The sequence below is a fragment of the Ralstonia sp. 1B3 genome (genome assembly GCF_036631435.1).
Map to the genome: position 1 here is coordinate 110,797 of NZ_JAPNUG010000041.1, position 22,055 is coordinate 132,851.

General features: G+C 66.9%; 13 protein-coding genes and 9 pseudogenes. 8 read left to right on the top strand and 14 right to left on the bottom strand.

All coding sequences use genetic code 11. From position 1 onward, the window contains the following. Positions 1-23: 23 nt before the first annotated feature. The 6 genes and pseudogenes from OWR21_RS12660 to OWR21_RS12430 form a co-directional block, all read right to left on the bottom strand. Positions 24-635: a glycosyltransferase family 9 protein gene (locus OWR21_RS12660; RefSeq protein WP_442968628.1), complete on the bottom strand. Its 612-nt coding sequence runs from the start codon at positions 633-635 to the stop codon at positions 24-26. A gap of 592 nt (positions 636-1,227) precedes the next feature. After that, positions 1,228-1,851, bottom strand: coding sequence for a D-glycero-alpha-D-manno-heptose-1,7-bisphosphate 7-phosphatase (locus OWR21_RS12410; RefSeq protein ID WP_332395409.1), 624 nt, complete (start codon positions 1,849-1,851; stop codon positions 1,228-1,230). Then, entirely contained in the window at positions 1,842-2,603 is a 762-nt protein-coding gene (locus OWR21_RS12415; protein WP_332395410.1) for an SDR family oxidoreductase, read from the bottom strand. The genes OWR21_RS12410 and OWR21_RS12415 overlap by 10 nt, the downstream gene beginning before the upstream one ends. A gap of 34 nt (positions 2,604-2,637) precedes the next feature. Next, positions 2,638-3,950: pseudogene (locus OWR21_RS12420) on the bottom strand (glycosyltransferase family 4 protein). A gap of 344 nt (positions 3,951-4,294) precedes the next feature. Beyond that, the gene (locus OWR21_RS12425) at positions 4,295-4,729 is read right to left on the bottom strand and encodes a hypothetical protein (protein WP_332395411.1); all 435 of its coding nucleotides are present in this window, start codon (positions 4,727-4,729) and stop codon (positions 4,295-4,297) included. Continuing rightward, positions 4,614-7,784 carry an ABC transporter transmembrane domain-containing protein gene (locus OWR21_RS12430; RefSeq protein WP_332395412.1) on the bottom strand — a complete coding sequence of 1,057 codons (3,171 nt, stop codon included), beginning with the start codon at positions 7,782-7,784 and terminating at the stop codon, positions 4,614-4,616. The genes OWR21_RS12425 and OWR21_RS12430 overlap by 116 nt, the downstream gene beginning before the upstream one ends. Positions 7,785-8,022: 238 nt before the next feature. On the opposite strand from OWR21_RS12430, the gene OWR21_RS12435 reads away from it, so the two are divergent. After that, entirely contained in the window at positions 8,023-9,258 is a 1,236-nt protein-coding gene (locus OWR21_RS12435) for a cystathionine gamma-synthase family protein (RefSeq protein WP_332395413.1), read from the top strand. A gap of 516 nt (positions 9,259-9,774) precedes the next feature. Here OWR21_RS12435 and OWR21_RS12440 read toward each other — a convergent pair. The 6 genes and pseudogenes from OWR21_RS12440 to OWR21_RS12465 form a co-directional block, all read right to left on the bottom strand. Further along, positions 9,775-10,101, bottom strand: coding sequence for a cytochrome C oxidase subunit IV family protein (locus OWR21_RS12440; RefSeq protein WP_316890542.1), 327 nt, complete (start codon positions 10,099-10,101; stop codon positions 9,775-9,777). Between the two features lie 8 nt (positions 10,102-10,109). Further along, positions 10,110-10,808 carry a heme-copper oxidase subunit III family protein gene (locus OWR21_RS12445; RefSeq protein ID WP_316890543.1) on the bottom strand — a complete coding sequence of 233 codons (699 nt, stop codon included), beginning with the start codon at positions 10,806-10,808 and terminating at the stop codon, positions 10,110-10,112. Further along, positions 10,805-11,416: a cytochrome c oxidase subunit 3 gene (locus OWR21_RS12450; RefSeq protein WP_332395414.1), complete on the bottom strand. Its 612-nt coding sequence runs from the start codon at positions 11,414-11,416 to the stop codon at positions 10,805-10,807. Before OWR21_RS12450 ends, OWR21_RS12445 begins: the two co-directional genes overlap by 4 nt. Beyond that, positions 11,413-13,202, bottom strand: a pseudogene (gene ctaD, locus OWR21_RS12455) (cytochrome c oxidase subunit I). Before ctaD ends, OWR21_RS12450 begins: the two are co-directional and overlap by 4 nt. Positions 13,203-13,214: 12 nt before the next feature. Then, positions 13,215-14,371: pseudogene (locus OWR21_RS12460) on the bottom strand (cytochrome c oxidase subunit II). A gap of 226 nt (positions 14,372-14,597) precedes the next feature. Then, positions 14,598-15,010, bottom strand: a pseudogene (locus tag OWR21_RS12465) (hypothetical protein). Here OWR21_RS12465 and OWR21_RS12470 point away from each other — a divergent pair. Beyond that, positions 14,940-15,086 carry a hypothetical protein gene (locus OWR21_RS12470; RefSeq protein ID WP_332395417.1) on the top strand — a complete coding sequence of 49 codons (147 nt, stop codon included), beginning with the start codon at positions 14,940-14,942 and terminating at the stop codon, positions 15,084-15,086. The pseudogene OWR21_RS12465 and the gene OWR21_RS12470 sit on opposite strands and share 71 nt — an antisense overlap. A gap of 120 nt (positions 15,087-15,206) precedes the next feature. Here the strand turns inward: OWR21_RS12470 and OWR21_RS12475 are convergent. Next, positions 15,207-15,667: pseudogene (locus tag OWR21_RS12475) on the bottom strand (DUF3293 domain-containing protein). A gap of 136 nt (positions 15,668-15,803) precedes the next feature. Here OWR21_RS12475 and OWR21_RS12480 point away from each other — a divergent pair. After that, positions 15,804-16,256 (top strand): annotated as a pseudogene (locus OWR21_RS12480) (universal stress protein). A 106-nt stretch (positions 16,257-16,362) separates the two neighbouring features. Further along, positions 16,363-17,046: pseudogene (locus OWR21_RS12485) on the top strand (YceH family protein); the annotation flags it as partial. A 63-nt stretch (positions 17,047-17,109) separates the two neighbouring features. Here OWR21_RS12485 and edd read toward each other — a convergent pair. After that, positions 17,110-18,935: pseudogene (gene edd, locus OWR21_RS12490) on the bottom strand (phosphogluconate dehydratase). A gap of 321 nt (positions 18,936-19,256) precedes the next feature. Between edd and zwf the strand changes: the two are divergent. The 4 genes and pseudogenes from zwf to OWR21_RS12505 all read left to right on the top strand — a co-directional run. Continuing rightward, the gene (gene zwf, locus OWR21_RS12495) at positions 19,257-20,726 is read left to right on the top strand and encodes a glucose-6-phosphate dehydrogenase (RefSeq protein WP_332395415.1); all 1,470 of its coding nucleotides are present in this window, start codon (positions 19,257-19,259) and stop codon (positions 20,724-20,726) included. Between the two features lie 106 nt (positions 20,727-20,832). Then, positions 20,833-21,252, top strand: a complete 420-nt coding sequence (locus tag OWR21_RS12665; RefSeq protein WP_442968629.1) for a 6-phosphogluconolactonase — start codon at positions 20,833-20,835, stop codon at positions 21,250-21,252. Beyond that, positions 21,249-21,419, top strand: a complete 171-nt coding sequence (locus OWR21_RS12670) for a hypothetical protein (RefSeq protein WP_442968631.1) — start codon at positions 21,249-21,251, stop codon at positions 21,417-21,419. Before OWR21_RS12665 ends, OWR21_RS12670 begins: the two co-directional genes overlap by 4 nt. After that, positions 21,400-22,055 (top strand): annotated as a pseudogene (locus tag OWR21_RS12505) (glucokinase); the annotation flags it as partial. The gene OWR21_RS12670 and the pseudogene OWR21_RS12505, both read left to right, overlap by 20 nt.

The following is a 22,055-nucleotide window of genomic DNA, read 5'->3' on the forward strand; positions in this document are numbered from 1 at the left end:
TCAATACAAGTCATGGGCGGCGCTCAGGCGACCGGCGTGGGCGCGTTCGATGCAGACGACGCAGCCATGGCAGCGCCCGGCCATAACGCCTGCGCGACGCGCGACGATTGCCACAGTGGGTGCGCCGCGGCCACCACTTCCTCTTCCGTCACGCCGGTCAGGCAGGCCTGATGGCCAAGCGGGCACACGCTTCGATAGCAATAGCGGCACGGCACCTGGTGCGAGAGCACCGCGTGCGGAACAGCCCAAGGCGTGTGCTGCGGATTGGTCAGCGCGTAGAGATCGACCACCGGCGTCTGCGTGGCCGCAGCCAGATGCACCGGGCCGCTGTTGTTGGACACCAGCAGCGCCGCACCTTCAATGAGCGCCGCCAGCTCACCCAGCGTGAGCACCCCGGCCAGGTTCATGACGCGCTGCCCGGCAATCAGCCCGGGCAGGCACACCTGCTGCACCAATTCCGCTTCAGCCGGCGCACCGGTCACCAGCACCGGACACCCATAGCGGTTTGCCAGCGTGCAAGCGATATGCGCGAACCGATCGGGCGGATAGCGCCGCGACGCCGCTGTCGCACCCGGATGTAGCACGATCCACGGTGCATCCGTGGTGATGCCCCGCTCGGCCAGCTTGGCGCGCACAGCATCGCGGTCCGTCGCGCGTACGTTGAAGCGCAGCCGATGCGGCAGATGCGGCCACGTCCGTCACGTGCTGCACGAGGTCTAACTGGCGGCGCACCTCGTGGCGCACGTCGCCGGGTGCGGTGGCGGCAATGCGCGCATCGGGGTCGGCAATCCAGTCGGTCAGCAGCGCGTATGGGTTCTCGCGGCAGTGCGCGAGGCGCAGCGGAATGCCCGCCAGAAAGCACAGCATGGCGGCCGGCAACGGATTCTGCGTGTGCACGGTAAAGATGACCGCCGCGTCGAAGGCGCCGTCGCGCAGCGTGTCGACCAGCGCGCGCGTTTGTTCGGCGTCTGCCGCGTTGGCGTGCTTGGCCCACGGCACATCGCAGACGATCACGTCGTCGATGTCGGACAGGTGCGGCGCCGCCGTGGCGCCCGATCGCGAGGTCAGCAAGGTGAGATGACGGCTCGCGCTGCGCGCGTGTTCGTCGGCCTTCAGCGCATGAAAGGCCGGCGTGGTCATCACCACGTCGCCCAGGTTGTCCGGCCGCACACAGGATGCGGCTCGCGTTGGCCCACACGGCGCGGCGCTCGGGAATGCCGGCTGCGATCATGCGACGGCCCTCAGGTGTTGCGCGCGGGGCGCGTGCCGCGCCTGCTGGGCAATGACGATGGCAGCCGCCTCGTCAAAGCGCCCGACGATGTAGTCCGGTACGCGCAATGGGCCCGGCTGCCACAGCGTTTCGTTGCCATTGGCGATCAGGATCGTCTGGCAGCCCGCGCGCTGGCCGGCCTCCACATCGTTGAGGATGTCGCCGATCATCCACGAGCCTTCCAGCATGAGGCCGTGTGCGGCCGCGGCTTGGCGCAACAGGCCATCGGCCGGTTTGCGGCAGGTGCAGCTGACGCTGCCGTCGTCTGCCGGCGCATGCGGGCAGAAGTAGAAGCCGCTGAGCGTGGCACCGTGCAGCGCAAACAGCTCGCCGAGCCGCCGGGCCACGCCTTCCAGTGCATCCTCGGGAAAGTAGCCCAGCGCCACGCCGGGCTGATTGCTCACCACGATGAGCGGCAAGCCGGCGGCGGCCAGCATGCGCAGACCCTCGCCCGCCCCGGGTGCCAATACCATGCGCGCCGGGTCGACGTTGTAGGGCACGTCTTCCAGCAACGTGCCGTCCTTGTCGAGAAAGATGGCCGGGCTCGGCTGCGGCCGCATCGGCCCGCGCATCAGGGCCATGACGTCTCCCGCATCGGCAGCACCATCACTTCCGGGATGACCGTCTCGGGCGGCTGCAGCAGCACGAAGCGCACGGCGGCGGCCACGTTGGCCGGGTCCTGCAGGTTGTTCACGTCAATGTCGGGAAAGCGGTCCAGCAGGAACGGCGTGCGCATGCCGCCGGCAATCACGGCAGAGACCTTGATGCCGTGCGGGCGAAGCTCGGCATGCAGCGCATGCGACAGCCCCAGCAGCCCCCACTTGGTGGCGTGGTAGACCGACGCATTCGGCCACGCGCGGCGCGATGCGGTGGAGGCGATGTTGACGATGGCACCGCTCGCGCGCTTGCGCATCAGCACGCTGGCGTGCTTGGCCAGCAGGAACGGGCCGCGCAGGTTGGTGCGCACCACGCGGTCCCAGTCCTCGACGTTCAGTTCGTCAATGGGCAGCGTGATATCGATGGCTGCGTTGTTGATGACGGCATCCACGCGGCCAAAGCGGTCGACCACTTCATCCAGCGCGCTGCGTACGGCGGCTTCGTCGCCCACGTCCAGTGCAATGGCGTGCGACTGGCTGCCCTCGGCGATCAGCTCGGCGGCGGTGCGGTCAGCGGTGTCGGCATCGTGGTCGGTGGCAACCACCGTGGCACCTTCGGCAGAGAGCACGCGGCTGATGGCGGCGCCCAGCCTGCGCCCCGCGCCGGTCACGATGATGACCTGGTCGCGCAGAGTGGGCGTGGTGTTGTGGGTCGAGTTCAAATCGGTCTGGGTCATGGCGGCGTGATGAGGGAAGGGTGGAAAAATCGGGTCAGGCCGCGAGCCCCGCCAGCGCCGCAGCGTTGGCGCTGGGCACGGCATCGGTCATGCGGCCCATCGCGCGGGCGTGGGTATCGATGGCCTTGAGGTAGGCACGCTCGAGTTGGCCGGCCACGCCCAGCCACGTGTAGAGCATGCGGGCGCGTACCAGCCCGGCTTGCCCCAGCTCGCGGCACAGCTCGGGCTGCTCGATCAGCTGCAGCAGGCGTGCGGCCAGCGCTTGCGGGTCTTTTGGCGGGACGAGGAAACCGGTGCGCTCGTGCCGCACGGTCGAGCGGATGCCGCCCACGTCTGCGCCGATCACCGCGCGCCCGCACGCCATGGCCTCCACCGGCGTGATGCCGAACGGCTCGTACCAGGGCGTGCTGACGAAGACATCGCAGGCGCTGTACCAGGTGCGCAGATCGGCCCGGCCGCGCTTGCCGACAAAGGTGGTCTGCGCGCTCACACCGGCGCGCTCGGCAATGGCCTGCAGGCGGCCGAGTTCCGGCGTGGCGGCCACGTCCGGCACGACGGTATTGCCGCCCACCACGTATAGGCGCACGCGCTGGCGCGCTTCGGCCGGCAGCTTGCCGATGGCCTCGATGACGTTGTCCACGCCCTTGCGCGCCACCATGCGGCCCAGCTGCAGCACGACAAACGCATCGGCCGGCACGCCCAGGCGGCGTCGCGCTTCGGCGCGGTCGATGGGGGCGAATTCCGCGGCGTCAAAGCCGCACGGCACCACGTCGATCTGCTCGGGCCGCGCACGGTACAGCGTTTCCAGGTCAGCCTGATCCTGTGGGCATTCGGCGATGACGCGGTCGGCGCGTTGCACCAGCGTCTCTTCGATCGCGAAGCGCGCATCGGGAAAGCCGTCGGCGCTGCCCTGGTGCAGCCGGCGCACGCGGCCCAGCGCGTGAAAGGTCATGACCAGCGGCAGGTGCAACCGCGTTGATGCCGCCAGCGATGCCAGGCCCGACATGAAGAAGTTGGCATGAATGACGTCGTAACCCTCGCCGCTGGCCTGGGCGCGCGCACAGTGGTTCAACAGGTGGCGGCCAAAGGCATGCATGTGCGGCAGCAGGGCTTCCTTGGGCAGCACGGCGGCCGGCCCGGCCGGCACGTGGACGACACGGCATCCGTTGTCGAATGGCACGATCTCCGGGTCCCACGGCGCTCGCGGCGCGTGAAGACATCGACACGATGGCCCAGCCGTGCAAGCTGGCGCGCGACATGGCGCACGTAGACGTTCTGTCCGCCGCAGTCGACACCGCCCAAGTCGGCGAGTGGCGATGCGTGTTCACTGACCATGGCGATGCGCATGTCGTTTCTCCTCTTATCGTCGCGGCCTGTGTGGTGAGGTGTTCGGAAGCCACGTGCGAAGACCCTCAGCAGCCGGCGTGCCATGGCGCGCAACCTTGTGTCGCAGGGCGTTCCAATGAGGAGAGATGAGCCGGGCCGGGAAGCGCGTTTCGCTTGTCCGGACAAGCGTTTGCGGGATGTGAAGCTCGGAGTGGCGCGCCGGTCGTGCACGCAGTGCACCCGCCGTGGCGCCGCGCGCTTCAACGTGCGGCTGTTGGGGGACCGCGCAATTCTTACGCGGCGTACAAGGAGAAACGGCGCGACGACGGCATCACGCCTGTCGCGCCGCGCGTCAAGGGAGGGTGTCAGGCGAGCCGCAGCGTGCCGCCGGTGGCGGCCGCAGCCTGTTTGGCGATGGCGCGCAGGCATGCCGCCACCACCTGCGCAAAGGCTTCGTCATAGAACGGCAGTGCGCCGCTCACGCCGACCACGATGCCGTCGAGCACGGCGCTGCCCCACAGGTTGGTGTCGTCCGCGCGCAGCACGTGCGGGCGCAAGGCCTGCAGCGCGTGCGTGTTCATGCCGTGCTGCCACGCCAGCCGTGCCTTGGCACGCGCGTAAGCGGCGTAGTCCGCATCCCATTGCGTGCGATCGCCCACCGAGTATTCGTAGAGCACGGCTTCATCAAAGGCGCACTCGGCAGGCGAGCGTGCCGGGTCCATCACCACGATGTGCAGGAAGCCGCTGTCGCCCACTTCCTGTGGACGCGTCATCGCTTGTGCAATGAGCGGCAGTGCCATCTCCACGGCACGGCGGGCGGCGTCTGCGCCGGCAAAGTGCGAGGTGGGCTGTTGCGATTGTTTCTGCGGTGCCTGTGGTTGCTGTGGTTGCAGCGTTTCCTGTGCGGAGGCGGAAGGATCGAAATCGGCCAGCATGTTTATGGAGACTCCTGGGCTGATTGGAGGGAAACGGAGGCGTGCGATTCACGCGCGGGGCGCGTCGCGCGCGAATGACGCTGAGGATGGCGGTGACCAGTTCGCCGTGTTCGGTGGGCTTGGCCAGATGCAGCTGGAAGCCGGCCAGAAGCGCGCGCGTGCGATCTTCCGGGCGGTCGTAGCCGGAGAGCGCGACGGCGGGCAGCCGGGCATCGAGCGGCATGTCGCGCTCGCTCTCCAGCAGGCGCACGTTGCGCAGCAGCGCGTAGCCGTCTTCGTCGTCACCGAGCGCGATGTCGGAGACCAGCACATCGGGCCACGAGTTGCTCGGCGCCGCGCGCAGGGCCGCGAGTGCCGGCTTGGCGGCGCCATACGCGGTGACGGTGGCGCCGTAGTCTTCCAGCAGCAGCTGGAGTATTTCGCGGGCGTCTTCCTGGTCGTCGACGATGAGCACGTGCACACCCGACAGCGCATCCGGCGGCGGTAGCGCGGTGCGCTCGGCCCGTGGCGCCTGCGGCGCTGCGGTGGGCATGGCCTCGCCCGGCGCGGCCGCGAGCGGGGCCACCGCGCGGATCGGGAAGTCCATCACATACGTGGTGCCGTCACCATGGGGCAGCGGCACGACGGCAAAGCGCCCGCCGTGCTGTTCCACCACCGAGCGGATCCACAACGGGTCAAGCGTGGCTGCAGGCGTGGCGGCCGTGTCCTGCGCGGTCGCCGCCAGCGCGGTGTCGAACGCGCGCGGCTCCTGCCGCAACGGCGCAAGCGGCTCCACTGGGTCCAGCACGTCGAAGGGCGCGGGCGCCGGCGGGGTGGTCGTTGGCCCAAAGGCCGACAACGCAGCGTCGGGCTCCATCTCTGCGGGTGTGTGCGACGCGGTGGGAATGGCTGCCGCCGCCACCGCCGGTATGGCAATCGTGTCGGTCACGCGCAGCTGCGCCATCCCTTCCACGCGCTCCAGCACGATCTCGATGCGGCTGCCCGGATGGCTGGCCAGCACGGCGTGGCTCAGCACATCGCCCACGATGCCTTGCAGGCGGCTCGGGTCGCCCGTGATGCTCGGGGTTTCCGAGCGGATGACGGAATACACGGTGATGCGGCGTGCATCGATCGCCTCGCGCAGGCCGTCGAGCACGCTCACCACCAGGGCCACGAGGTTGATCGGCTGCTGTGCAAGCCGGTGCTGGGCCTGCTCCAGGTCGGACTGCTGGCGTTGCAGCGTCCAGAGCTGGGCGTAGACGCCGTTGGCCGCCAGCAGGTCGGTATGGCGGCCGCGCTCGACAATGCGGCCCTTTTCCAGCACGACGATTTCGTGTGCGTCCACCACCGTGGAAAGCCGGTGCGCAATCACCAGCGTCGTGCGGTGTGCCGAGAGGCGATCCAGCTCGCGCTGGATCGCGCGTTCCGAGCGCGTATCCAGGGCGGAAGTCGCCTCGTCGAAGATCAGGATCGACGGGTTCTTCAGCAGCGCCCGCGCAATGGCAATGCGCTGTTTTTCACCGCCCGAGAGCTTCAGCCCGCGCTCGCCCACCATGGTCTGGTAGCCCTCGGGCAGCGCGGCGATGAAGTCGTGCACATAGGCCGCGCGCGCTGCCTCGATCACCTCGGCCATCGTCGCGCCTTCGCGCCCGTAGGCAATGTTGTAGGCAATGGTGTCGTTGAAGAGGATGGTGTCTTGCGGGACGATGCCGATCGCGCGGCGCACGCTGTCTTGCGTGACCACGCGCAGGTCTTGCCCGTCGATGGACACGCGCCCCGCCCACGGGTCGTAAAAGCGCAGCAGCAGCCGCGCCAGCGTCGATTTGCCCGAGCCGCTGCCGCCCACCACCGCCACCGTGTGCCCGGCCGGAATGTGCAGCGACAGGTCGTGCAGGATGGGTCGCGTGTTCTCGTAGCCAAAATCGACGTGGTCGAATTGCACCTCGCCCTGCGTCACGCGCAGCGGCGCGCCGTTGGGCAGGTCCACCACGTCGGCCCGCTGTTCAAGCAGTTGGAACAGGCGCTCGGCGTTGATGGCGGCGTCTTTCGCCTCGCGGAACATGAAGCCCAGCGCGTTGAGCGGCAGGCACACCTGGATGATGTACGCATTGATCAGCACGAGATCGCCCACCGATAGCACGCCGCGCGTCACGTCCTGCCCGGCCAGCAGCATGACGGTCGCTACGCCTGCCGCGATGACACCGCTTTGCGACACGTGCAGTAGTGACAACGCGCGCTGGTTGGCGACTGCCGTCTCGATGCGCTGGCGCAGGATGTCGCGGTAGCGGTGGGCCTCGAAGCGCTCGCTGGTATACACCTTCACGGCTTCGTGATTGAGCATGCTGTCGAGCAGCCGGCTGCCGGCCATCGAGTCGAACTCGTTCATCTGCCGCTGCAGGCGCACGCGGCGCCGCGTGAGCAGCACGGTGGCGGTGCAGTAGGCGGCAAACGTGGCCAGGATGGTGACGAGATACCACCCGCTGTAGCGGCTCATCATGATGATGAGCACGGAGCCGATCTCCACCATGGTCGGCAGGATCGTGAACAGCGCGACACCCAGCAGGAACTCGATGCCGGTGGTGCCGCGCTCCACATCGCGGATCAGCCCGCCCGTCTGCCGGCTTGCATGAAAGCGCGGCCCGAGCTGATGCAGGTGCTCGAACGCCTGCGCCATGAAGCCCGCCACCGTGGGCTGCGACACGCGCGAAAAGACCATGTCGCGCAGCTCGCCGAACAGCGTGCCACCAAAGCGCAGCACCGCATAGGCCAGCAGCAGGAAGGCGGGAAATACACGCGCGCGCGTGGCATCGCCAAAGCCGTCGACGATCCACTTGAGCACGATCGGCACGCCCACCGCGCACAGCTTGGCCAGCACCAGCAGCCCCACGGCCACCAGCACGCGCTTGCGGTAGCGCCAGATGGCGCGCCACAACGCGCCCACGATCCGCTGCTGCAGGCTCGACGCCTCAGCAGGATGGGGAGGAGGGGAGGATGCAGGAGATGGGTTCGTCACCAGGCGTGGAATCCGGTCGGTCTTGCAACGCGAGGTGCGACGCAAGCCACGTTCCACGCCCGCCCGGGTGCTGGCGGCCAGGTGGCGCCGGAATCGCGCGATAATGCGTGACTTTCCTGCTGTTTCCAGCGCCTCCTCGCTTTTCCCGCCTTTCTGCTGCCCTGCCATGACCGGACTGACCACCGCCCTCCTGCACGCCGACCGCGAAGCCGGCGTCGAGCATTACGCCGTCCACAAGCCGCTGCACACGTCCACCACGTACGGTTATACCGATACGCGCGAGCTGATCGACGTGTTCCAGGGCAAGCCCGGCTACACCTACGCGCGCCAGGGCAACCCGACCACGGCCGCACTCGAAGCCAAGATCACGATGATGGAAGCCGGCGTGGCCACCGCATGCTTTGCCACCGGCATGGCGGCCATCATGGCGGTGTTTTCCACCCTGCTGCGCGCGGGCGACCACGTGGTCTCGAGCGCCTTCCTGTTCGGCAACACCAACAGCGTGTTCGAAACGCTGCGCAACCTGGGCGTGGAAGTGACGTTCGTCGATGCCACGTCGGCCCAGGCGGTGGCTGACGCCGTGCAGCCGAATACGCGCCTCGTCTTCGTGGAAACCATTGCCAACCCCCGCACGCAAGTGGCCGATCTGAAGGGCATTGGCGATATCTGCAAGGCACGCGGCCTGATCTACGTGGTCGACAGCACGATGACGTCCCCATGGCTGTTCCGCGCGCGCGACGCGCAGGCGAGCCTGGTGGTGCATTCGCTGTCGAAGTACATCGGCGGGCACGGCAACGCGCTGGGCGGCGCGGTGGTGGATACGGGCCTGTTCGACTGGGCGGCCTATCCGAACATCTATCCGGCCTACCGCAAGGCCAAGCCGGAAATGCAGGGCATCCAGCAGATCCGCAAGAAGGGCCTGCGCGACCAGGGCGCCACGTTGATTGCCGATGCCGCGCACCGCATTGCCGTGGGCGCCGAAACGATGGCCCTGCGCGTCGACCGCACCTGCAGCAACGCGCTGGCGCTGGCCCGTACGCTGGCCGCGCACCCGAAGGTGGCACGCGTGTACTACCCCGGCCTGCCGGAGCACCCCGAGCACGCCCGCGCCACCGAGCTGTTCCGCCACTACGGCGGCCTGCTGAGCTTCGAGCTGGTGGACGGCGCTGATTATGTCGACATGCTGGATCACCTGCGCTACGCCGTGCGCGCCACGCACCTGGGCGATACGCGCACGCTGGTGATTCCGGTGGCACCGACCATCTACTGGGAAATGGGCGCCGAGCGCCGCGCGTCGATGGGCATTGCCGATTCGCTCGTGCGCGTGTCGGTGGGCATTGAGGATGAGGCCGATCTGGTGGCCGACTTCACGCAGGCGCTGGACGCCATCCACCTCGGCTGAATCTCATCGCCGTGGCAACGCGGCGGCCCGGCGCAGGGCTGCCGTTCGCCTGCGAGGGTTGGAGCATCGCGCTCCACGGTCGAACACTCGCATTCCACCCTTGGATGGTGGCGCTCCAGGCGCAAACACTGGCGCTCCACCGTGCGAGCGTCGAGCGTGACGCTTTGAGGCTCGAACGCCACCGTCACAGGGTCGTGCCCCAATGTCAAACAGACGATTGCCGTGCTCGGAGGCTGGCGTTTCAGTCTCGGAGGCTCGAACGCCACTGTCCGAGGCTCACGCTCGGCCCAAAAACATTCGACCTATCCGCACTCCGAGGCCCGTGCTCCGCCCTCGGAGGGTCACGCTCGACGGTTTTAGGCTGGCGTTCCACGGTCTGAGGGTGGAACGCGACAGTCCGAGGTCGAAATTTTGGACCTCAGACTGCGGAGCGCCACGGTTTGAGGTCCATGCTCCGCCCTCCGGGGGCCGGATGCGAGCCTCGCCGGGCCGTGCTTGGCCCGCCCAGCCCGGGGCTCAATGGAAGAACAGCATGCGCGTGCCAAAGGTGTGATGCGCTTCCGCCGCCATCAGCACCATCAGCACGAGCAACGCCAGCGGCGGCAGCAGGATCGCGTACACCAGGGCCAGCCGCTCCCACATCATGTGCATGAACACGGAGACGATCAGCCCGGCCTTGGCGATCATGAACACGATGATCAGCGTCCAGCGCATCAGCCCCTGCACGTGGAAATAATCGACCAGGTACGACATCGTGCTCAGCACGAACAACAGGCCCCAGATTTTCAGGTAGATGCCGATGGGGTGTTGTTGCCCGTGGGCAGAGGGTTCCGTGTGGTCCATGACAGGCCTCACCACAGGTAGAACAACGCAAAGATGAACACCCAGACGAGATCCACAAAGTGCCAGTAAAGGCCCGCGATCTCCACGATCTGGAAGTTGCCGTGTTCGGCAAAGCCCGGCTGCAGGATCTTGCGCGCGACCAGCAACAGGTAGATCACGCCGCACGTCACGTGAAAGCCGTGGAAGCCGGTGATCATGAAAAAGCACGCGCCAAACTGCGCTGCGCCCAGCGGGTTGCCCCACGGCCGGATGCCTTCGTGCACGATCAGCTTGGTCCACTCGAACGCCTGCATCGACACGAACGCCGCGCCCAGGATGGCGGTTGCCAGCATGAGCAGCGCCGCCCGCTTTGCCTCGCGCCGGTAGCCGAAGTTCACCGCCATGGCCATCGTGCCGCTGCTGCTGATGAGCACGAACGTCATGATGGCGATCAGCAGGAGCGGCACTTCCACGCCGCCCACCGACAGCCCGAACACCTTGGACGGGTCGGGCCACGGCACGGTGGTCGACATGCGCACCGTCATGTAGCCGACCAGGAAGCTGCTGAAGACGAACGTGTCCGACAGCAGGAAGATCCACATCATGGCCTTGCCCCACGGCACCTTGAAGGTCTCGCGGTCGGCCGACCAGTCGTTGACGATGCCGGGCCAGCCTTTGGCAGCGTCCGCCGAGACTGCCGGGCCCGTTGGAAGCGTGGAGTGGCTCATGGCGTGGCTCCATACAGCGGCCCGCAGATGGCGCTGACGAATGCGGGCGTGATCCACCACATCGCGGCCAGCAGCGCGAGCCAGACGGCCAGCAGGAAGTGCCAGTACGTCGCGCAGAGGGCAATGGCCCGCCGGGTGCGATCGGTGTTCCTGCGCAGGCGTGCGACCGTCACCGCCCAGACGACGAGGCCACCGATGACATGCGCCGCATGCAGGCCCGTGAACACATACAGAAAGCTGTTGGACGGGTTGACCGCCACGCCTTGCCCGGTGGCCGACAGTTGCTGCCACGCTGCCCATTGGCCGAACACGAACAGCGCGGCAAGGGCGCCACCGGCCAGCAGCCAGGGCGTGCGGCGCGCGTCGGTGCGCCTTGCCCCTTCCATGGCGACGCTCGCCAGCGCCAGCACGCCGGTGTTCCACCACAGCAGCGCCGGGTGCGGAACCGGCATCCAGTCCGGCTCGCGCATGCGCATGGCATAGGCGAGGACCAGCAGCGAGAACAGCGTCGTCACCACGGCCATGAAGACGCGCAGGCCAATGCGCCCGGCGTGCGGCGGCAATGCAGGGGATGTGTCGGGCGCGAAGTGGCGGGGCAGGGTCGTCATGTGCGCACCCCGCTGGCGTGGAGGGAGATTCCCGGCTGCGCCTCCACCTCCGCTCCCATGTCGGAGGCGCCGGTGGGCGGTTCGTTCTGCGGCACGAAGTCATCCGCGCGGCCGGGCGGGCTGTACTCGTATGCCCACCGATAGACCACCGGCAGCGTCGGCCCCCAGTTGCCGTGCCCGGGCGGTGTCTGCGGCGTCTGCCATTCGAGCGTGGTGGCCCGCCACGGGTTGGCCTCGGCCTTCCTGCCGCGCACGAGGCTCCACGCCAGGTTGAAGAGGAACAGCAGCTGCGCCAAGCCCACGATGATGGCGATGACGGTGATGAACGTATTCAGCGTCTGCGCGGACGGCGGGATGAAGCTGTAACCCTCATATGCGTAGTACCGGCGCGGCATGCCGAGCACACCCAGGTAGTGCATCGGAAAGTAGATCAGGTACGTGCCGACGAAGGTGATCCAGAAATGCGCGCGGCCGAGCGTGTCGTTCAGCATGCGGCCCGTCACTTTCGGGTACCAGTGATAGAGCCCGCCGAACACCACCAGGATCGGCGACACGCCCATCACCATGTGGAAGTGCGCGACGACGAAGTACGTGTTGGACAGCGGAATGTCCACGCTGACGTTGCCGAGGAACAGCCCCGTCAGGCCGCCGATGACGAACGTGCTGATGAAGCCGATGGCAAACAGCATCGGTACGGTCAGGTGGATGTCGCCGCGCCAGAGCGTGAGCACCCAGTTGTAGACCTTGAGCGCGGTCGGGATGGCGATGATCAGCGTGGTGGTGGCAAAGAAGAAGCCGAAGTACGGGTTCATGCCCGACACGAACATGTGGTGCGCCCAGACGACGAACGACAGCACACCGATGATCAGGATGGCCCACACCATCATCCGGTAGCCGAAGATGTTCTTGCGCGCGTGCGTGCTGATGAGATCGGACACGATGCCGAAGGCAGGCAGCGCGACGATGTAGACCTCGGGGTGGCCGAAGAACCAGAACAGGTGCTGGAACAGCAGCGGGCTGCCGCCGCTGTGGTTCAGCTGCTGCCCCATCGATACCACGGCCGGCATGAAGAAGCTGGTGCCCAGCGTCTTGTCGAGCAGCATCATGATGGCCGACACGAACAGCGCCGGAAACGCCAGCAGCGCCAACACCGTCGCCGTAAAGATGCCCCACACCGTGAGCGGCATGCGCATGAGCGTCATGCCGCGCGTGCGCGCCTGCAGCGTGGTGGTCACGTAGTTGAGCCCGCCCATGGTGGCCGCGACGATGAAGATGGCCAGCGACACCAGCATCAGCACGATGCCCCATTCGGTGCCCGGCGTGCCGGGCAGGATGGCCTGCGGCGGATACAGCGTCCAGCCTGCGCCGGTGGGCCCGCCCGGTACGAAGAAGCTCGCCACCAGCACCAGCACGGCCAGCAGGTAGACCCAGTAGCTGAGCATGTTCAGGAACGGAAACACCATGTCGCGCGCGCCCAGCATCAGCGGGATCAGGTAGTTGCCGAAGCCGCCCAGGAACAGCGCCGTGAGCAGGTAGATCACCATGATCATTCCGTGCATGGTGACGAACTGGTAGTAGTGGTTGGCGTCGATGAAGGCGAACTGCCCGGAAAGCCCAGCTGGAGGCGCATCAGGTTCGACAGCACGAGCCCCACCAGCCCGATGGCGATGGCCGTGAGCGCGTACTGCACCGCGATGACCTTGTGGTCCTGGCTCCAGACGTAGCGCGTCCAGAAGCTCTGCGGTGCGTGGCTGTGGTCGCCGTGGTCATTCTTGCCGTAGGACATGGCGTCTCCTCGCTACGGTTTTGCAGCGGTTGCCGCAGCGTCGCCGCCTTGTGCCTTGATGTACGCCACCAGCGCTGCGAGTTCCTGCTCGCTCAGGTCGAACGTCGGCATGATGGGCGCGAAGCCCTTGACCACACGCGCTTCGGATCGCGGATGAAGGCGCGCAGATAGGCCTCATCGGCCACTGCGGTGGAGCCGTCAGCCATGGTCTGTGTGGAACCGTACAAGCCCTTCCACGTGGGGCCGACGCGCGGGCTGCCGTCGACGCTGTGGCAGGCAACGCAGCCCTTGGCCTGGGCGAGCGTCTGGCCCTGCTCGGCCAATGCCTGCGCGCTTCCGCCGGCAGCGGCGGGGGCCGCCTGCACCTTGGCCTTCTGGCGCTGCTCGAAGGTGGTCTGCTGGGCGAGCCAGCGTGCGAACGACGCCTCGTCTTCCACGACCACCACGCCGCGCATGTTGGCGTGCCCGATGCCGCAGAGCTGCGCGCACAGGATGTCGTAGCGCCCCGCCTTGGTCGGTGTGAACCAGAACGTGGTGATCATGCCCGGCACCATGTTCATGCGCGCGCGAAACGGCGGCACGTAAAAGTCGTGCAGCACATCGCGCGAGCGCGCCAGCACCTGGATCGGGCGGTTGATCGGCAGGTGCAGCTCAGGCGTTTCGATCAGGTAGTTGTCGCGGCCGTTCGGGTCAGCCGGGTTCATGCCGAACGGGTTGTCGTTGCTCATGTAGCGCACGTCGGTCGTGCCGAGCTTGCCGCCGGGGCCGGCAAAGCGGAAGCGCCATTGCCACTGCTGGCCCAGCACTTCCATCCGCAGGGCATTGGGCGGCGGGCGGACGTAATCCGCATAGACGAAGAGGCCCGGCGCGAGCAGCGCCGCCACACCCACGGTGGTGATACCGATCAGCCACCATTCCAGACGCTTGTTGTGCGGCTCGTAGGCGGCGCGCTGGTTGGGCTGGCCGTTGCGATGGCGATAGCGCAGGAGCGCAGCGACGACGAAGAGGTTGATGGCGACAAACAGCACGCCGGTGATGACGATGGTGATCGTCAGCGTGTCGTCCATGCGCACCCAGTTGGAGGCGATCGGGGTGGTCCACCACGGGCTGGCAAAGTGAAACCCCACCGCCAGCACGACGATCAGCACGAGCGCAATCGCAAGGGCCATGGGGCACCTCCCGGCGAGGGACTCCTCAACACGCTAAAGACAGGCTAGGTCGCGCACCCCGATCGTGCAAGGCAACGTAAGGACGAGGCACAGCCCGCGCACGGATCGCGCCGACGGGCCATCTGCGCTGCGCCGCGAAACGGCCGCCTCCGGCATGGACTGCCCGAGGCGGCCGCATCCTGATGGCGCCGCTCAGCTTGCGGCGCCGCAGGAAAAAGGCGGAGTGTCAGTGCATCGGTTCGCGTACGCGCCGCTCGAACATGCCGTAGGTGATGGCCGTGACGACCCCAAACAGCAGGTTCGCGAGCAACGGCCCGGAGCCGCGCTCCGAAGCAAACCACGGAAACACCGCCGTCATGCCGTAGAAATTCACCACGTATGCCACGATCCCGAAGACCACGCCGACGGCCGCCAGCATGCCGGGGCTCGAATCAAAGTGGAACGGCGCGATGACGGCCCCGAGGATCATCCCCATGATGGCGCCCAGCACGAAGTGCAGCACGAGCGCCGTGCCCACGATGCTGTAGCTGAACAGGGACATTTCTCCAGCGCGCCGCGGCCCATGACCATGGCGGCGATCTTGTGGGTCGGGCGCCAGGGGCTTTCATTGAGCACCATGGTCGACCAGAAGAACTCCAGCACGATGACCAGCGCGCCGCCCACGATGCCGGCCACGCTGGCGGCCAGCCAGTCGGGCATCCGGCGCTCCCAATGATGCGATTGCATGTGCAGTTCCATACGAACCTCCTGCTGATGTATCTACGCCGGCACTTAGGAATCGGAAGCGCCACTTGCGGTGCTGCAAAGCGCTGTGCGCCAAGTGCCCTGTGCAGAATCAGTCTGGCAGATACGGGTGCCAACGCAAGGTACAAAAACCATGCGCATCGCACAGCACGACGGCGTTCTGCTCGAACGTGAGCATCAGCGTGTCGGCGATGGCGGGGTCTTCGATGAACACGAACAGGCTCGGCTCGGGCGGCCACGTGTCCGCCGCGGCATCTTCGCGGGGCGGCCGCCTTCGCCATCGAGCCAGGGCATGCCGCGCGCGATGGCCCAGGCGAGCAGTTCTGCCTGGCGCGCAGCGTTTTCCTCGGCGGACACCGGGCGCGAGAACGGCTGATGTGCCGTCACGAAGACGGCCCACGGCGCATCGGCTTGCGCGAGCAATGCCGCCACACACGGGTTGATGGCATCGACGCGCAGCAGCACGTCGCCTTCCGGCGTGCTGACGCGATACCGCGCGCTGCGATAAGCGGCAATCAGTTCAGGCGTAGGGGCGGGCGGATGGCGGTGCATTGTTGCGTCGCATGGTCGCGGCCATCTGATCTGGCGCAACGCAAAAGGCCGTGGATGTCACAGAATAGTGCGTAGGCGGCCATGTTGCTGCCCCGGCACAGTATTCCGACAACCACTCCCCTGCGAGGCTCGAACCATGTACAAGAAGATCCTGGTCGCCATTGATGGCAGCGAAACCAGCAAGCTGGCCCTGGCCGAGGCCGTGCGCCTGGCCAAGGCATTCCAGAGCACCGTCCGCGCCGTCTATATCGTCGACAGCCCGGCCATGCTCTTCGACGTCGGCTATTACGACCCGACCGAGCTGCGCAAGTCGTTTATCCAGGCCGGCACCGCGTTGCTTGCCGACACCGCCGCAGCGCTGACTTCGCCGGTTTGCAGCAGGAAACGGTGCTGGTGGAAACCCAAAGCGTGGGCGAGGACGTAGCGGCCGCCCTGCAAGGTGAAGCGGTGCGCAGCGGCGCCGATGTGGTGGTGATCGGCACGCACGGCCGCCGGGCTGGCGCATGCGATGTTGGGCAGCGTGGCCGAAAAGTTCATCCGCCAGGCAACCACGCCGGTGTTGCTGGTGCGCGGTCCTGCCAAGGGCTGAGCTTCGCTTGTTGTTGCGCAGGCAGGGCCGCTTGCCTGCGCGCGGCGGATATGATGTCGGCGTTCGAATTTGCCCCAACCCACAGCGTATCCGCCGCCGTCCCATCATGAATATCCAATCCGACGCTCCGCAGCGTCGCGCCATCCGTACCCTGACCGCGCTTGAAGGGCGCGTGTTGGGCGTCCTGGTCGAGAAGCAGCACACGGTGCCCGACACCTATCCGCTCACGCTGAACGCGCTGGCGGCCGGCTGCAACCAGAAGACCGCCCGCGCGCCGGTCATGTCCGTGACTGAAGCCGAGATCCTCACCGCCATCGACGGGTTGAAATCGCTAAGCCTGGTCATGGAAGGCAGCAGCAGCCGTGTGCCGCGTTTCGAGCACAACATGAACCGCGTGCTGGGCGTGCCGAGCCAATCGGTCGCGTTGCTCACCGTGTTGCTGCTGCGTGGCCCGCAGACGGCAGCCGAGCTGCGATTGAACGCGGCGCGGTTCCACGCCTTTGCAGACATCTCATCCGTTGAAGCGTTTCTCGATGAGCTGGCAGAGCACGATCCGCCCTATGTGGTGAAGCTGCCGCGCATGCCCGGCGAGCGTGAAAGCCGCTGGATGCACTTGCTGTGCGGTGAAGTTGCGCAGGCGGACATTCGGCAGGGCGGCGCCGTTGACGAGTCCATCGCGCCGTCCGAATTCGAGGCGCTGAAAGCGGAGCAGAAACAGTTGGCCGACAAGGTGGCCAGGCTTCAAGCGCTGGTCGAGCAGATGGCCGGTGAGTTGGGCATCTCGATCGACAAGTCGATGTTGCCAACGCAATCGGCCCCGGTGCAACGCCGGGGCCGATTGATCGTCTTCGGTTTACGCGCCGGCCGATACGAACAGCGTGCAGGCGCCTTCTTCCGCTGCCGACACATTGCGGCGGAAGCCCGAGAACAAGTCCCGCCCGACGCCTGCGTGGTAGTGCGACAGATCGGGCGCGGTGACCTGGCGGGCATTCCACTTGCCTCCGGCACGCGCACTTGCAGCGTGCCCGCTTCCGCATCCAGCACGACGATATCGCCATCGCGCACACGTGCCAGCGGCCCGCCGTTGAGCGCTTCCGGGGTGATGTGGATGGCGGCCGGCACCTTGCCCGACGCACCCGACATGCGGCCGTCCGTCACCAGCGCGACCTTGAAGCCGCGCTCTTGCAGCACCGACAGCGTCGGCGTGAGCTTGTGCAGCTCGGGCATGCCGTTGGCGGCCGGGCCCTGATACGGCAGCACGGCCACGAAATCGCGTTCCAGTTCGCCGGCCTTGAACGCGTTGATCAGATCGTCCTGCGCGAGGAAGACGCGTGCCGGCGCTTCCACAAAACGATGTTCCGGCTTGACCGCCGACACCTTGATGACCGAGCGCCCGATGTTGCCGTCGAGCACCCGCAGGCCGCCGTCCGACGAGAATGGCTCGGCCACGCCGCGCACGATGTTGGTATCGAGCGAGGCGGCGGCGCCATCGCGCCAGACCAGCTTGTCGCCTTCCAGGAAGGGCTCTTGCGCATGACGGCGCAGGCCCTTGCCCATGATCGTCGTCACATCGTCGTGCAGCAGGCCGGCGTCGAGGAGTTCGCGAATCACGATGGACAGACCGCCCGCGGCCTGGAATTCGTTCACGTCGGCCTTGCCGTTCGGGTAGACCCGCGCCAGCAGCGGAATCACGCCCGACAGATCGTTGAAGTCGTCCCACGTGAGCAGGATGCCGGCCGCACGCGCCATCGCCACCAGGTGCAGCGTGTGGTTGGTCGAGCCGCCCGTGGCCAGCAGGCCGACGATGCCGTTGACGAACGCGCGCTCATCCAGCACGTCGGCAATGGGGGTGTACTGGTCGCCGCTGAAGACGAGCTTGAGCGCCTGGCGCGCCGACTCACGCGTGAAGCTCGCGCAGCGGCGTGTTCGGGTTGATGAAGGCGGTGCCCGGCAGGTGCAGGCCCATGACCTCCATCAGCATCTGGTTGGAGTTGGCCGTGCCGTAGAACGTGCACGTGCCCGGGCCGTGGTACGACTTGGATTCGGCTTCCAGCAGGTCGGCGCGCGAGAGCTTGCCTTCGGCGTACAGCTGGCGGGTGCGCGCCTTTTCATCATTGCTGATGCCGGTGGTCATCGGGCCGGCCGGCACGAACACGGCGGGCAGGTGGCCGAACGACAGCGCGCCGATCACCAGCCCCGGCACGATCTTGTCGCACACGCCCAGGTACAGCGCCGCGTCGAACATCTGGTGCGACAGCGCCACGGCCGTCGACAGGGCAATCGTGTCGCGCGAGAACAGCGACAGCTCCATCCCGTCCTGCCCCTGCGTCACGCCATCGCACATGGCCGGCACGCCACCGGCAAACTGCGCGGTGCCGCCGGCGTCCAGCGCGGCCTGCTTGAGCCACGCCGGAAACGCCTCCAGCGGCTGGTGCGCCGACAGCATGTCGTTGTAGGCGGAGACAATGCCGAGGTTCGGCCGCTCCAGCGCTTTCAGGCGGATCTTCGCTTCGCCCGGCATGGCCGCAAAGCCGTGCGCGAGGTTCGTACACGAGAGCAGCGTACGCTCGACCTTGCGGCCGGCATTCTTGCGGGTCACGTCCAAATAGGCCTGGCGCGGCCGCGGCTGCGGTCGATGATGCGTTGGGTGACGGCGGCCAGAGTGCGGTGCAGGGCCATGCGGGTTCTCCTGGAGGGGGTAGGTCCGGGCGGGACGGAATGCTGTAATTTTCCTACAAATGGGCCGGATGTGGTGCAGGGTTTTCCACAGGTACCGCATCCGACGCAGCGCCGGTAACACGGCCGAGCACGCGAATTGCGTGCCAGAAGGCGCGCGGGAGGCCATGCTTCGGCGCAAAAGATCTGCCGGAAACGCTTGCCGGGGCAGTTTCACGAACGTCTTGCTCGCGATGTAGTAATACTACAAAATGAGCTGAAAAGACGTGGCTTTGCTAGTCAGCTAGGCTAGCCTAATCGATGGCTCACACACAGGAGATGACGATGTCGGTGCCCGCATTCGACATGGTGTTGTTCGGCGGTACGGGCGATCTTGCCCGCCGCAAGCTGATTCCGGCCTTGTTCGATGCGCATCAGGGCGGCGAACTGCACTCGCGCGGGCGGATCTTCGCCATCGGCACGCAGCCGCTCGAGACTGCCGGCTACCTCGCCCTGCTGGAGCGCGAAACGCGCCCGACCATGCGCCTGTACTCCGGCGCGCCCGTCTCCGACGACGCCTGGGCCTCGTTTGCCGAGCGCATCGTCTATCAGCAGGTGGACGCCCGCAAACCCGAGCAGTTCGACGGGCTGGCCGCAGCGCTGGGGGAAGACCGTGCGCCAGTGACGGTGTGCTATCTGGCGACGGCGCCGGGCTTCTTCATCGACATCTGCAAGCAGCTTGCCCGTGTCGGGCTGAATACGCCGAATGTGCGGCTGGTACTGGAAAAGCCGCTGGGCACGGATCTCGCGTCAAACGAGCGCATCAACTCCGCCGTGGCCGAGTTCTTTGCCGAAGACCAGATCTACCGGATCGACCACTACCTCGGGAAAGAATCCGTCCAGAACCTGATGGCGATCCGCTTCGGCAACGCGCTGTTCGAGCCGCTGTGGCGCCGCGAGTGGATCAAGGACGTGCAGATCACGATTGCCGAGCAGCTTGGCGTGGAAAAGCGCGGCGATTTCTACGACGGCGTCGGCGCGCTGCGCGACATGGTGCAGAACCACCTGCTGCAGCTGCTGTGTATCGTCGCCATGGAGCCGCCGTCGAGCCTGTCGCAAGACGCCATCCGCGACGAAAAGCTGAAGATCTTGAAAGCGCTCAAGCCGATCCCGCTGCAAGAGGTGCCTGAGAAGACCGTGCGCGGCCAGTATCAGGAAGGCGCCATCGCCGGGCAGCCGGTGCAGGGCTATCTGCATGAGCAGGGCATTCCGCCCGACAGCCGCACGGAAACCTTCGTCGCCATCAAGGCCGAGATTGCCAACTGGCGCTGGGCCGGCGTGCCGTTCTACCTGCGCACCGGCAAGCGCATGCCGCAGCGGTTGGCGGAGATCGTCGTACGTTTCCACGATGTGCCGCACGCGCTGTTTCCCAAGCCGCTGATCCAGTTTCCGGAAAACCGTCTCGTCATCCGCCTGCAGCCGGAAGAGAGCATCCGCCTGCAGTTCCTGACCAAGACGCCGGGTGCGGCGCTGGGCCTGCAGCCGTCCACGCTGGACCTGGACTTTACCGACCACGGCGGCGTGCGCCATGCCGGCGCGTATGAGCGTCTGCTGATGGACGCCGTCAACGGCAAGCTCGGCCTGTTCGTGCGCCGCGATGAACAGGCCGAAGCCTGGCGCTGGGTCGAGCCGATCATCGAAGCGTGGAACGAAGCACGCATTCCGCCCAAGGGCTACACCGCGGGCAGCTGGGGCCCCGCGGCATCGAGCGCGCTGCTCTCGCGCGACAACGCCGCCTGGCACGAGGAGATGTAATGGCGATGCGCTGGCACGCAGTTCCGGACGCCGCCGCGCAGGTGCAAGCGCTGGCTGCGGCCATTGCCAACACGCTCACGCATGTGATCGAGGAACAGGGCAGTGCGTGCCTGGCTGTGTCCGGGGGCGTTCGCCCATTGCGCTGTTTGCTGCCTTGCGCGTGTTGCCGCTGCGCTGGGCCGACGTGTCGATCACCCTGGTCGACGAGCGTGCGGTGCCGCCCGGGCATGCCGACAGCAACGCGCGGCTCGTGCGCGAGCACCTTGCAGGATGCGGCAGCGGCGCGTTTCTTTCCCTGGTGTTGTCACCGCATGTGCATGGCGATTCGGTTGACGTGGATGCATGCGTGGCGACGGCCAACGATCCGTTTCAGCAACCCGACGTAGTGATTCTCGGCATGGGCGACGATGGGCATACCGCATCGTTGTTTCCCGACGCGCCTGAATTGGAAGAGGGCATCGATCGCACGCATGCGCCGGCGTATCTGCCGGTGCTGGCGCAGCGCCGCATCGGCGCATCAGCCTGAACCTGTCTGCGCTGTGTGCGGCGCGGCGGCTGTTTCTGTCGATCTCGGGGCCGGTCAAGCGCGGTGTGTTCGACGAGGCCGCGCAAGGCGGGGCACAGCGCGCGCTGCCGGTGAGCTATGTCATTCATCAGCGGGAGGTACCGCTCGATGTCTATTGGACTGCATGACGTGAACGCGGGCACCGTGGCCGACACGCTGGCCTACCCGCGGCTGGTGGCCGACGTGGGCGGCACCAACGTGCGCTTTGCGCTGGAGATGCCCATGCGCCTGGCCCACATCGGTGTGCTGGCCGGCGATGATTACCCCTCGCTGGAAGCGGCCATGCGCGCCTACCTGGCATCGCTGCCGCCGGAAATCGCGGCGGCTGGCGTGCGCCATGCCGCCATCGGCATCGCCAACCCGGTGCTGGGCGACCAGATCCGCATGACCAATCGCGACTGGGCGTTCTCCATTGAGGCGATGCGCCAGTCGCTGGGCTTCGACACTTTGTCGTGCTCAACGACTTTGCAGCGCTGGCGCATGCGTTGCCGTATCTGCCTGCAGATGAGCTGGAACAGGTGGGCGGCGGCGCCAGCCTGGCCGATGCGCCGCGGGCGCTGCTCGGCGCCGGCACGGGCCTGGGCGTCGCGTCGCTGCTGCCGACGGCGGAGGGCCGCTACATTGCCGTGGCCGGCGAGGGCGGTCATGTCGCCTTCCCGCCGATGAACGACGAGGAGGTCGTGATCTGGCGCTTCGCGCGTGAGCGCTTCGGCCACGTGTCTGCCGAGCGGTTGATCTCCGGCATGGGTCTGGAGCTGATTTAC

Excerpts from the sequence above, each read along its gene's own strand:
- OWR21_RS12470 (WP_332395417.1), top strand. The coding sequence starts at position 14,940 with ATGGCGGCGATCTTGTGGGTCGGGCGCCAGGGGCTTTCATTGAGCACC.
- OWR21_RS12425 (WP_332395411.1), bottom strand. The coding sequence starts at position 4,729 with ATGGCACTGCCGCTCATTGCACAAGCGATGACGCGTCCACAGGAAGTG.
- OWR21_RS12450 (WP_332395414.1), bottom strand. The coding sequence starts at position 11,416 with ATGACGACCCTGCCCCGCCACTTCGCGCCCGACACATCCCCTGCATTG.
- OWR21_RS12435 (WP_332395413.1), top strand. The coding sequence starts at position 8,023 with ATGACCGGACTGACCACCGCCCTCCTGCACGCCGACCGCGAAGCCGGC.
- OWR21_RS12410 (WP_332395409.1), bottom strand. The coding sequence starts at position 1,851 with ATGGCCCTGATGCGCGGGCCGATGCGGCCGCAGCCGAGCCCGGCCATC.
- OWR21_RS12440 (WP_316890542.1), bottom strand. The coding sequence starts at position 10,101 with ATGGACCACACGGAACCCTCTGCCCACGGGCAACAACACCCCATCGGC.
- zwf (WP_332395415.1), top strand. The coding sequence starts at position 19,257 with ATGTCGGTGCCCGCATTCGACATGGTGTTGTTCGGCGGTACGGGCGAT.
- OWR21_RS12445 (WP_316890543.1), bottom strand. The coding sequence starts at position 10,808 with ATGAGCCACTCCACGCTTCCAACGGGCCCGGCAGTCTCGGCGGACGCT.
- OWR21_RS12415 (WP_332395410.1), bottom strand. The coding sequence starts at position 2,603 with ATGACCCAGACCGATTTGAACTCGACCCACAACACCACGCCCACTCTG.